Origin of the sequence: Glycocaulis sp., assembly GCF_052168375.1 — a bacterium.
In the GTDB taxonomy this organism is placed as follows: domain Bacteria; phylum Pseudomonadota; class Alphaproteobacteria; order Caulobacterales; family Maricaulaceae; genus Glycocaulis.
Genome location: NZ_JBQLZR010000333.1, coordinates 1 through 11341, shown reverse-complemented (window position 1 = coordinate 11341; position 11341 = coordinate 1). Strand labels below are relative to the sequence as shown.

Annotated in this window: 10 protein-coding genes; 7 read left to right on the top strand and 3 right to left on the bottom strand. The window is 64.3% G+C overall.

Going from position 1 to position 11341, the window contains the following annotated elements; all coding sequences use genetic code 11:
• The 6 genes from ACTS2Z_RS13910 to ACTS2Z_RS13885 all read left to right on the top strand — a co-directional run.
• On the top strand, positions 1–1642 hold a 1642-nt coding region (locus ACTS2Z_RS13910), incomplete at its 5' end, for a thiamine pyrophosphate-requiring protein (RefSeq protein WP_442573801.1).
• Positions 1639–3006: an MFS transporter gene (locus ACTS2Z_RS13905; RefSeq protein ID WP_442573800.1), complete on the top strand. Its 1368-nt coding sequence runs from the start codon at positions 1639–1641 to the stop codon at positions 3004–3006. The genes ACTS2Z_RS13910 and ACTS2Z_RS13905, both read left to right, overlap by 4 nt.
• A 23-nt stretch (positions 3007–3029) precedes the next feature.
• Entirely contained in the window at positions 3030–4283 is a 1254-nt protein-coding gene (locus tag ACTS2Z_RS13900; RefSeq protein ID WP_442573799.1) for an NAD(P)/FAD-dependent oxidoreductase, read from the top strand.
• A gap of 108 nt (positions 4284–4391) precedes the next feature.
• Positions 4392–4931, top strand: a complete 540-nt coding sequence (locus ACTS2Z_RS13895) for a MarR family winged helix-turn-helix transcriptional regulator (RefSeq protein ID WP_442573798.1) — start codon at positions 4392–4394, stop codon at positions 4929–4931.
• Positions 4932–5003: 72 nt separating this feature from the next.
• Entirely contained in the window at positions 5004–6185 is a 1182-nt protein-coding gene (locus tag ACTS2Z_RS13890) for an acyl-CoA dehydrogenase family protein (protein WP_442573802.1), read from the top strand.
• Between the two features lie 3 nt (positions 6186–6188).
• The gene (locus ACTS2Z_RS13885; RefSeq protein ID WP_442573797.1) at positions 6189–7313 is read left to right on the top strand and encodes an acyl-CoA dehydrogenase family protein; all 1125 of its coding nucleotides are present in this window, start codon (positions 6189–6191) and stop codon (positions 7311–7313) included.
• Here the strand turns inward: ACTS2Z_RS13885 and ACTS2Z_RS13880 are convergent.
• Both ACTS2Z_RS13880 and ACTS2Z_RS13875 read right to left on the bottom strand, forming a co-directional pair.
• A complete protein-coding gene (locus tag ACTS2Z_RS13880) occupies positions 7310–9436 on the bottom strand; it encodes an acetate--CoA ligase family protein (RefSeq protein ID WP_442573796.1) in 2127 nt (708 codons plus the stop codon). The two genes, ACTS2Z_RS13885 and ACTS2Z_RS13880, sit on opposite strands and share 4 nt — an antisense overlap.
• A complete protein-coding gene (locus ACTS2Z_RS13875; protein WP_442573795.1) occupies positions 9426–10289 on the bottom strand; it encodes a p-hydroxycinnamoyl CoA hydratase/lyase in 864 nt (287 codons plus the stop codon). Before ACTS2Z_RS13875 ends, ACTS2Z_RS13880 begins: the two co-directional genes overlap by 11 nt.
• Before the next feature lie 74 nt (positions 10290–10363).
• Here ACTS2Z_RS13875 and ACTS2Z_RS13870 point away from each other — a divergent pair, with 74 nt between their 5' ends.
• Entirely contained in the window at positions 10364–10792 is a 429-nt protein-coding gene (locus ACTS2Z_RS13870; RefSeq protein ID WP_442573794.1) for a MarR family winged helix-turn-helix transcriptional regulator, read from the top strand.
• Here ACTS2Z_RS13870 and ACTS2Z_RS13865 read toward each other — a convergent pair.
• Positions 10789–11341: alpha-hydroxy-acid oxidizing protein (locus tag ACTS2Z_RS13865; RefSeq protein WP_442573793.1), on the bottom strand; the 553-nt coding region annotated here is incomplete at its 5' end. The two genes, ACTS2Z_RS13870 and ACTS2Z_RS13865, sit on opposite strands and share 4 nt — an antisense overlap.

Here is an 11341-nt window from a genome sequence, read left to right as displayed (position 1 = left end):
GGGCGTGGATTACCTCTTCATCAATAGCGGTACCGATGCCGCCCCCATGGCCGAGGCCTATGCCCGTCAGCACCTCTCCGGGCTCGACTTTCCCGAACCCGTGATCGGCACCCACGAGAACCTCGTTGTCGGCATGGCGCACGGCTACACCATGGTGACCGGCACCGCGCAGGCGGTAATGGTCCATGTGACGGTGGGAGCGGCCAACGCCCTGTGTGGTGTGATGAATGCGGCGCGCGACGAAGTGCCCATGCTGTTCATGGCGGGACGCACGCCGCTTTATGAAAAGGGGCCGCTCGGTGCCCGCACCGGCGCCATCCACTGGGGCCAGGAAATGTATGATCAGGCCGGCATGATGCGCGAGCTGGTCAAATGGGATTACGAGCTGCGCGGCGGCATCAATGTCGAGGAGGTGCTTGATCGCGGCCTGACAATGGCCCGCGCCCAGCCCGCGGGCCCGGTCTATCTCACCTTGCCGCGTGAAGTGCTGGCAGAGGAAATCCCGGCGACGCCCGTCAACGCCTCGCTGCGCGAAACCACCACGCCCCCGGCTCCCGCGCCTGACAGTCTTGTCACGCTGGCCCGGATGATCGAGGCCGCGCGCTGCCCTGTCCTCGTGACCTCCGCCAGCGGGCGTGACCCGTCGACGGTGGCGCCCCTGGGCGAATTCTGTGAACGCTTCGGCATCGGCATTGTGGAATCGAAATCGCGCTATGTGTGCGCGCCGTCCTATCACCCCAACCATCTGGGGCAGAATGTTCACACATGCCTTGGCGATGCGGACCTGCTCATCTGCCTTGAAAGCGATGTGCCCTGGCTGCCGCAGACGCGCGAGCCGCGCGCCGACACCCGGATTGTCCATATCGGCGTCGACCCGCTCTTCTCGAACCTGCCGCTGCGCAGCTTCCGGGGTGATCTGTGGATTACCAGCTCGGCGAGAAACCTGTTTGCTCCGCTCACCAAGGCACTCGAAACCGTCGCGAGTAATGAGGCGACACAAGCCCGAAAGGCCTCGATCCAGCGTCTCGCCGATGCCCGCAAGGCCCGGCTGGAAAAGCGCCTGGCACCGCTTCTGGCTGCGCCGCGCATGAACAAGGACTGGCTGAACCATTGCCTGAACACGGTGCTTGGTGAGGACGAAATCGTCGTCAACGAGTACTGGGTAGATCGCGAAATCTTCAATGCGCGTGGACCGGGCAGCTTCTTCATGCATTCCACCGCTGCCGGCCTGGGCTGGGGCATGCCCGCAGCTGTGGGCGCCGCGCTGGCAGCGCCGGAGAAGACAATTGTCTGCACGCTGGGCGATGGCTCCTACATGTTCGCCAATCCGGCCGCCTGCCATCAGGCCATTGCGATGCATGACGTGCCGTTGCTCACCATTCTTTGCAACAACGCCCGCTGGGGCGCCGTGCAGGCCTCGACCATCAGTGTCTATCCCGAAGGCCATGCCGCGAAGGGGCCCAAACCTGCCCCCTTGAGCGATCTGCGCCCGGTGCCGGACTTTGGCATGTATTGCGAAGCCTCCGGGGGCCATTCCATTCGCGTGGAAGACCCGGCAGAGCTGGCCGATGCGATCCGGGAAGGCCTGCGCATCGTGCGAGAGGTTCGCCGTCAGGTCCTGCTCAACGTCATTTGCGAATGACCGAAACGGACCCGAGGGAGGCCGGGCGGGTCCGTTTCGGGGCGGTCCTGTCGATCTCGTTCGGGACAGGCCTGCTGGTGATGGACAATACCATCGTCACCATCGCCTTGCCCGCAATTGCGGCGGATCTCGATGTTGGCCGCTCGACCATCATTCTGGTGGTGACGCTCTACCAGCTCACCTTGCTCATGGCGCTTCTGCCCTTTTCTGCGCTTGGCGATGTGCTGGGCCACCGGCGCCTCTATCAGGGCGGGCAGGCCCTTTTCCTCGTCGCAACGATTGGCTGCTTCCTCGCCGACAGCTTTGCCACGCTCGTCATTGCGCGCACGTTACAGGCGCTGGGTGTGGCGGCTGCCTTGAGTGTCAGCATCGCGCTTATCCGCCGCATCTACCCCCCTCGCCTGCTGGGGCGGGGCTTGGGTCTCAACGCCCTGATCGTTGCCAGCGCCGCCGCCCTTGCCCCGGCGCTTGGCGGCTACATCCTGTCGCTCGGGTCATGGCGCTGGGTATTCGCGGTAGCCGTCCCGCTCGCGTGCATATCGCTGGCGGCCAGCCGGCTGCTGCCGCGGCCTGCGCCTGTCCAAACGGGATATGACGCAGCCGGCGCGCTGATGACGGCCCTGATGTTCGGCCTGCTGATCGGTGGACTGGAAGTCTTCGTCCATGGCGGACCTCCAGCTATTGGCGGGGTCATCATGCTGACGGGCGTGATCATTGCGGCTGCCGTCATCCGGCGCGAAAGCCGCCGGCCGCGCCCCGTCCTCCCAGTCGATCTTCTGGGCAATCCCGGCTTTTCGGTTGGCGCGCTGGCAACGCTGACTGCCTTCATGGGGTCGATGTGCTTCATGCTTTACCTGCCCTTCCGCCTGCAGGACGGGTACGGGCTGTCGCCGGGAGAGGCTGGCGCCGTTATCGCCGCCTGGCCGCTGACCATGATGCTCGTCGGTCCCCTCGCAGGGGCCATGTCCGACAGGGCGCCGAAAGGGCTTCTGGGCGCTTCCGGCATGGCACTGACCACGCTGGCGCTTGTTTCGATGGCGACCCTGCCGGATGAACCGGGCTATCTGGATTTTGCCTGGAGGCTGATGCTGGGCGGGGCCGGTTTCGGCCTGTTCATGTCGCCGAACTCCCACCTCATGCTGAGCCTGACCCCGGCAGACCGGACCGCCTCTGCGGGCGCGCTGGTCTCCACCACGCGTCTGACCGGGCAGACTCTTGGCGCGACACTAATCACCATCGTTTTTGCCTTTCAGATCGGTGCGATTGCGGGCGCGCCGCTGATCGCGGCCGGCCTGACACTGATTTCCGCCCTGTGCTCGCTGGCCCAGCTTGGCCTTGCCGGGCGCGCTTCCACCCGACGCTGAACTGACCGCCGGAGGACCTGACAATGGACTCGTTTGATATTGTGATTGCCGGTGCGGGGCATGGCGGCGCGCAAGCCGCAATCAGCCTGCGCCAACAGGGCTTTGACGGCAGTATCGCCTTGGTGGGCGCAGAGCCGGGCCTACCCTACGAACGCCCGCCCTTGTCGAAGGAATACCTGACCGGCGAAAAGCCGTTTGAGCGTATCCTCATCCGTCCTGAAAGTTTCTGGACCGAGAAAGACATCACGCTGAAGCCCGGCAACCGGATTATCGCAATTGATCCGGTCAGCAAGACGGTTGTGACCGATCAGGGCGGTCTGATCGGGTACGGACACCTGATCTGGGCGGCAGGCGGGACGCCCAGGCGTCTGGCCTGCGACGGTGCGAACCTCAAGGGCGTACATGTCCTTCGCAATCGCGCCGACAGCGATGCGATCCGGGAGGCCGCAGCGGGCGCGTCCGGTGCGGTGATCATTGGCGGGGGCTATATCGGGCTGGAAGCAGCAGCTGCGCTGCGCAAGGCCGGGAAAGCCGTAACTCTGCTCGAAGCCATGCCGCGCGTTCTTGCACGGGTGGCTGGAGAAGAGCTGTCACGCTTCTACGAGGCTGAACACCGTCGTCAGGGCGTTGATGTGCGGCTTTCGGCTCAGGTATCACGCATTCTGGGCCGGGACGGTCAGGTCACAGGCGTGGAACTGGGCACGGGCGAAATCATCGCCTGCGAGCTGGTGATTGCCGGTATCGGCATCAATCCGGAAGCCGGTCCTCTGCTGGCAGCCGGGGCAGCTGGCCGCAATGGGGTGGATGTCGACGCCTTCTGCCGGACCTCGCTTCCCGGCATCTACGCGGTTGGTGACTGTGCAGCGCATGCGAACCAGTGGGCGGGCGGCGCAGTCGTGCGGGTGGAATCTGTGCAGAATGCTGCCGATCAGGCCGCTACCGTTGCCCGCCATATCTGCGGCGAACCCAAGCCCTACACGGCCCTACCCTGGTTCTGGTCGAACCAGTATGATCTGAAGCTGCAGACAATCGGCCTTTCGGCCGGCCATGATGACCGGGTGATACGGGGTGACCCGGAGAGCCGCAGCTTCTCTGTCATCTATTTGAAACAAGGCCTGATTATAGCACTCGATTGTGTGAATGCCGCGAAGGATTTTGCTTTCGGGCGCAAGCTGGTGATGGAACGTGCAGCGCCCGAACGCCATCGCCTTTGCGACACCAGCATCGGCCTCAACCAGATGCTCGCGCCGCAAGGCGAGTCCCGGCAGGCCGGATAGTCAGTGCGCTGAGCGTAAAACGATTAAAGTGCGCTTTGCGGTCATTGCGATATAGTAACAGCGCCGACCGGATTCGGCACAAGGCCAGCTTCGTGAAAGGGCTCACGCTTGGAGAACAAGGCAGTAGCGGTCGTCATCGACCCGGAGGGCATTGAAAGGCTCTACAAGCGGCCAGGTTTCCTGCTGCGGCGCGCGCACCAGATCAGCGTCTCCCTTTTCATGGAAGAATGCGCCGAGAGCGGCATTACCACGACGCAATACGGCGTACTCGTCCTGTTGCGGTGCTGCGAAGGTCTCGACCAGATCGGCCTCTCCAAAAAGGTAGGGCTGGACCGGTCCACGACCGGCCTCGTGATCAAGAAGCTGGAGCAGGACGGGTTCGTCGTCCGCGTCGAGGACCCGGAAGACCGGCGCCGGCGCATCATCGTGCTGACGGCCAAGGGAGAGCGGCAACTGGAGAAGCTGCGCCCGTCGGCTGCCCGTGCGCAGGAGCGTGCCCTGTCGGTATTCTCCGATGAGGAAGCGGCGCAGTTTCTTTCGCTGCTCGAAAAATTCGTCAACAAGTTCAACGGTGTGACGAGAGCTCCACTGGTGCAGGACATTGTCTCTGACGAGACGCCCAAGGCCTCTGCGGATAGCGCCGACTGACGGCCTTGCCATATATCAGGCTACCTGATATTTAATTCTCCTGCCACGCAGGAGACCGCCATGCTGTCCGCACTGGATCTGGAAAACCCCGCCTTTGTCGAGGAGGTACGCGCCTTCACGCGCGACACCCTGCCCGAGACGACGCGTGCCAAAGTGCTCAATGGCAAGCTGCCTGACAGGGACGAGCGGACATTCTGGCAGCGCGCTCTGGTGGCGAAGGGCTGGGGTGCACCCGCCTGGCCCGTGGCTTTTGGCGGGACGGGCTGGGACGTCGTCCGCCGGCATGTCTTCGACGAGATACTGGCCGAGGAAGGCGCGCCGAACCCGCCGGTATTCGGCATGGGCATGCTGGCGCCTGTCCTGATGAAATTCGGTTCGGATGCGCAGAAGGCCCGCTTTCTGCCGCGCATCCTCACCATGGAGGATTTCTGGTGTCAGGGCTTCTCCGAACCCGAAGCGGGCTCTGATCTCGCCTCCCTGAAAACACGCGCGGAACGTGATGGCGATCACTGGCGGATCAATGGCCACAAGATCTGGACGACGCTCGCCCACGTTGCCGACTGGATGTTCGCTCTGGTGCGCACAAGCCAGGAGGATGCCAAGCAGAAGGGCCTGTCGATTGTCCTGATCGACATGCGCACGCCGGGCATCACCGTGCGGCCGATCATCACCATGGATGGCGAGCACGAGGTCAACGAGGTCTTCCTTGATGATGTGCGTATCCCGGCCGGGAACATCATCGGAGAACCGGGACAGGGCTGGACACAGGCGCGCTATCTGCTGTCGCTGGAGCGCACCGGCATTGCACGGATTGGCCAGTCAAAGCGCGAAATCGCGCGGCTGAAAGCCTTCGCGGCACGCCAGCGAACCCCTTCGGGAAGCCTTCTCGAGGACTCACAATTTGCCCGCCGCATTGCCCGTCTGGAGATCGCGCTTCTGGCGCTCGAACTGACGACCTTGCGCATGCTGGGGGCCATGAAGGCAGGCGATGCGCCCGGCCCCGAGGCCAATCTTCTCAAGATACGCGGATCAGAACTGCAACAGGCCATCACCGAAGCCATGCTGGATGCGGCGGGGCTTCACGGGTTTGCCTACGATCCCCATGCCTGGTCGGACGGCACCCACGAAAGCCCTTACGGCGCTCCCGAAACCAGCGCGCTGGCCGGGGCCTATTTCAATACGCGCAAGGTGTCGATCTATGGCGGATCGAACGAGATCCAGCGCAACATTCTTGCACGCACTCTGGGGCTGTAGCCGATGACCGATATTTTCACCCCGTCGCAGACCGGAACCCTGCTGGCCACAAGCGTGGAGCAGATCATCGCCCGCAATGGCTGCCTTCCAGGCCGGACATCGTCGCAAACAACGCCTCAGCTCTGGCGCGACATTGCCGAGGCCGGTCTGTGCGGAATTGAACTGGCGCCGGAGCATGGCGGAGCAGGCGGTGCGCCTGAAGATATTGCCCCTGCTCTGACCGTGCTTGGAAACCGGCTCTGCACCACGCCGCTGGTTTCTGCGCTCGCTGCTGCCGGGCTGATCGAAGCGCTTGGCTCGCAACAGCAAAAGGCGAATTGGCTGGGAAACATTGCGCAAGGCACCTGCCTTGCGGTCATCGCGCATGAAGAACAGGCCGCGCGCGGACACCCGCACTTTGTCGAGACACGCGCGGAGCACTCAGGGGCGGGCTGGCTACTCAACGGCGAGAAACCTGTCATTGCCGATGGCGGCGACGCCGATCTTTTCATCGTGTCCGCGCGCGTCACTGGCGAACCATCCTGCCGGGACGGCATCGCGCTCTTCCTGATACCGGCCACGACACCCGGCCTGCACCGGCGCAAACATGTCCTCTATGACGGGTGCCACGCCGCCGATTTGCGCCTCGAAGGTCTGCACCTGCCAGACGATGCACGGCTCGGGCCTGCGGGCGGCGCTGCGGACGGGCTGGAAGCAGCCCTTGATCAAGCGACCGCGCTCCTGACCGCCGAGGCGGTGGGCGTAATGGACGGTCTCTTCTCACTGACGCTCGACTATGTCCGCACCCGCGAACAATTTGGCCAGCCGATAGGACGCTTTCAGGTCATCCAGCATCGCATGGCCGATCTCCATATCGAGCTGCAGCAGGCCCGCTCCATGGCGTGCCATGCCATAGCGGCTGCGCGTATCGAGGATGCTGAACAGAGACGCAAGGCCGTCTCTGCGGCCAAATACGTGATCTCGACGGCGGCCCGAACTGTCGGTCAGGGCTGTGTGCAGATGCATGGCGGCATAGCGCTGACCGACGAATATGCAGCCGGGCACTATTTCAAGCGGCTGACCCGGATCGAGCGACAGCTGGGCACGGCCAGCTACCATCTCGACCGGTTTGCAGGCCTCGCCGCCTAGCCCTCCCGCAGGATAACCAGAGCATCGAGCGCGAGCGGTTCCTGCCCTGCCGGGTAGGCCACGAGCGGATTGACGTCGATCTCCACGATGGACGGGCAGGCCCGCATCAGCGCGCCAATTTTCGTCACGGCCAGGGCAAGAGCCTCCACATCGATGGCGGCTCGCCCGCGAAACTCGTCCAGCAGGGCTGCGGCTTTCAACGACCGCAGCTCGGCCTCTACCAGGCTCGCCGGCATGTCAGCCGGCATCAGGCGTACATCTTTGAGCGCCTCGATCCAGACGCCGCCCAGCCCCGCCATCACAACGGGCCCCCAGTGCGGGTCTCGCCTCGCGCCCACCACCATTTCCAGACCCGGACGGACCATGGTTTCCACCAGATAGCCCTCCGGCTCGATGCCGGGACAGTTCGCTGCAATCCGGTCCTGCATGTCCTGCCAGGCCTGTTGGAGTGCAGCGGCATCTTTCAGGCCGACAGCAACGCCGCCCACATCACTCTTGTGGGCGATCGCTGCCGACACGACCTTCAGAACCACCGGAAAGCCGATCCGGCCAGCCAGGTTCAACGCCTCGTCGACCGAGCGGGCGAGACCGCCGTCAGGCACAGCCAGTCCGGCTGCGCGCAGCAGGGCCTTGCCTTCCGTTTCCGGCAGGGCGCCCTGCCCTGACGGTGCCTGCATTCCCGCCAGCTCAGTGTCTCGCGCGATGGCCGCACGGTCTTTGAGCTGCCGGTACCGGCCCGCATGGGCGAGCGCGCGCAAGGCGCGCTCCGGCGAGCGCAGGAAGGCAAAGCCCTGATCACGGACCATATCCGGCAGGCCCGGCGCTATAGGCGCATCACCCAGGACAACATAGGCCGCAGGGCGCCCGCTGGCGGCAAGTTCCGGCAAGATGGCCGACGCCTTGGCAAGACCGACATCCGGCGCGCCAGGCATGGCGGCGACCAGCACGCTGCCGCAGTTTTCATCGCCCGCAAGCGCGGCGGCGGCCTGCGCGTAGAGCGGCATGTCCTTCAACCCTTGCGCCGTTATGTCGAGCGGGTTTGTGGCGGTCGCGAAATCGGGAAGTCGGGCATTGAGGGTCTCGACCGTCGCCGGTGCCAGCTCCGGCAAAGGCAGATCCAGCGCCTCGGCCATATCGAGGGCAAGACCGCGCACGGCCCCGGAATCGGTAATGATCGCCGGGCCGAGCGCAGACGGATGCGGAAAGCGGGTGAGAAGCTCGGCGGTATCGAGAAACTCCTCGAGCGTCTCCACGTTGATGACCGCTTCACTGGCGGTCATCGCCCGCATCACGGCGTGATCACCGGTCAGGGCGCCGGTGTGGGACGCGGCGGAGGCCTGAGCGGCTTCGCTCCGGCCGGGATGCAGGAGTATCACAGGCTTGCCGGCAAGGCGGGCGCGTGCCGCCAGCTCCAAAAAGCGGCGAGGCTGGCGCAGCTGCTCGGCAAAGACGGCAAGCGCGGTAACGCTGTCCAGCTCCACCAGATGGTCCATGATGTCCTCGACGCCGGTCACGGCTTCGTTGCCGGTGGCGACAGCGTGCGAGATCGCAACGCCGCGCTGGGCCATGGACATGCGCGCGGTTCCCATCATCGCGCCGCTCTGGGCAATCACTGCCAGCGCCTTGCGTCCCGCGGGCGGGTTGGGTCCGTTCGGACCGAAGGCCAGAGCCACGCCGTCGACATAGTTTGAAAGACCAAGCGTGTTGGGACCGAGCACAGCCATGCCCGCCTCGCGCGCAATCGCGGCCATGGCGGCCTGCTCGGCCAGCCCCTCCTCGCCCGCCTCGGCAAACCCGGCAGCGTAAATGACGCAAGCCCCGACACCGCGCCTGGCACAGGCGCGCACTGCCTCGACCACGCCCTGACGCGGCAAGGCAAGTATCGCCGCATCGACGCCTTCAGGCAGCGCATCGATATCCGGCAGGCAAGGCCTGCCCCGCACGGTTTCGTTGGACCGGCTGACCAGGTGGATGTCGCCGCCAAAAGCAAAGCGTTCCAGATTGTCGAGCGAACGCAGGCCCATCGAGCCGGCATTTTCCGAAATTCCGACAAGGGCTACGGAGCGTGGCGCCAGCAGGCGCGCAACGGCCGCGGCAGGCGTTGTCAGGGCATCATTCGCCACGGCGATAGCTCTCCAGTCCGGGACGGATCGACTTGTCGTCCAGGAATTGCTTCATGCCCTTGCTGCGCCCGCCCTCAGGATCGGTTGCGCGGGTTTGCTCGGCCTTGGCCGCGAGATATTCCTCCGACATGTCCCAGTCCATCGTCCGCACGCGCTTGAGCGCATGCTTGGCAGAACGCAGTACTGTGGGGTTCTTGTCCAGAAGTGTCAGCGCCAGCTTGCGGGTGCGCTGGCGCAGTTCGGCCAGCGGCACGGACATGTTCACCAGGCCGATTTCGGCGGCGCGGCGCCCGTCAAAGGGTTCGCCTGTCATGATGTAGTAGAGCGCAGCACGCTGGCCGCACACGTCCGATACCGCCTTCGTCACATTGCCGGCGGGAATGATGCCCCAGTTGATCTCCGACAAGCCAAAAGTCGCCTCGTCTGCAGCGACGGCGAGGTCGCAGGCGATCATCGGCGTAAAGGCGCCGCCAAAGCACCAGCCATTGACCATGGCAATGGTCGGCTTGGGATAGAATTGCAGGCGCCGCCACTGCCAGTTGCCCGCCTCGCGCCGGACTTTCGCCTTCACCAGCGCCGGGGCATTGTCGGTCTCACGGAAATATTCCTTCAGGTCCATGCCTGCGGAGAAGGACTCCCCTGCCCCGGTCAGTACCAGAACCGCGCACCGGTCATCAAATTCAAGCTGGTCCAGGACTTCGACCATTTCCCGGTTCAGCGCCGGGCTCATGGCGTTGCGCTTTTCCGGCCGGTTCAAGGTCACCCACGCAATGCCGGAATCGAACTCGACGCGCACATTTTCGCCGCCCGGCACTGGCAATTCGGACCCGGTCTGAATATCCGTAGATGACATGGTCGATCTCCTGAGTTGTTTCAGGTTATCTTATATTCGGCTACCTGATACATCAAGAGGCAGGCACGGCGCGCATGACACAAAAAAAGAACCGCACCATCTATCTGATTAAGCGGGCCGAAATGGCCGTTCGTGCGGGTCTGGAAACCGCCCTGGGTGATCTTGCTGTCACGCCGGGCCAGTACACGATCCTGTCCCTTCTGGCGTCGCGGCCCGACCAGTCGTGTGCCGGTCTGGCCCGCAAGGCGGGCGTTACGCCGCAATCCATGTCCGAGACGGTAACGCAGCTGGAACGCAAGGGGCTGATTTCTCGCGCGGAGAACCCTGAACACCGGCGCATTTTGCACATCAGCCTGACCGATGCGGGCAACGATCTGCTGACCCAGTGCGAGGCGAGAGTCGATGCGCTTGAGGCCCGGCTTCTCGAAGGACTTGGGGAGGAGCGGGTCAACCTCCTGCGCGACAACCTCGCGGCCATCGCACAAAAGACCGAAACAGCCTAGCCGGAACGTGCCAGCCCTTCCCGGCGGAGTTGCTCGACATTCGTGACGCCCATGAGGGCCATGGCGGTGCGCATCTCGCTTTCGATGTTTGCCAACATGTGCGCGACACCCTCCCCGCCTGCGGCAGCGAGGGCATAGACCCACGCGCGGCCCATCAGCACGCCGTGGGCGCCAAGCGCCAGCATCCGCACCACATCAAGGCCGGAGCGCACTCCGCCATCGGCGAGCACCGTGATATCGCCTGCCACGGCGGCCGCAATTTCCGGCAGAGCTCGCGCGGTCGACACCGCCCCATCCAGCTGACGCCCGCCATGATTGGATACTACGATACCGTCGACGCCTGAGCGCACCGCTTCGCGGGCATCTTCGACGTCAAGAATGCCCTTGAGCACGACCGGACCCTTCCAGTGAGCGCGGATGAAGTCGAGATCGTTCCAGCTCACGGCGGGATCGAAATTGCGCTGGATCCAGCCCATAAAATCACCAAGACCGGCGCGCGGGCCGAGCGCAGACGCGATATTGCCAAGCCCATGCGGGCCACCGAGAAGG

Bases quoted from the DNA above. Each gene is read 5' to 3' on its own strand.
- ACTS2Z_RS13905 (WP_442573800.1), top strand. From the start codon at position 1,639: ATGACCGAAACGGACCCGAGGGAGGCCGGGCGGGTCCGTTTCGGGGCG.
- ACTS2Z_RS13900 (WP_442573799.1), top strand. From the start codon at position 3,030: ATGGACTCGTTTGATATTGTGATTGCCGGTGCGGGGCATGGCGGCGCG.
- ACTS2Z_RS13885 (WP_442573797.1), top strand. From the start codon at position 6,189: ATGACCGATATTTTCACCCCGTCGCAGACCGGAACCCTGCTGGCCACA.
- ACTS2Z_RS13875 (WP_442573795.1), bottom strand. From the start codon at position 10,289: ATGTCATCTACGGATATTCAGACCGGGTCCGAATTGCCAGTGCCGGGC.
- ACTS2Z_RS13870 (WP_442573794.1), top strand. From the start codon at position 10,364: ATGACACAAAAAAAGAACCGCACCATCTATCTGATTAAGCGGGCCGAA.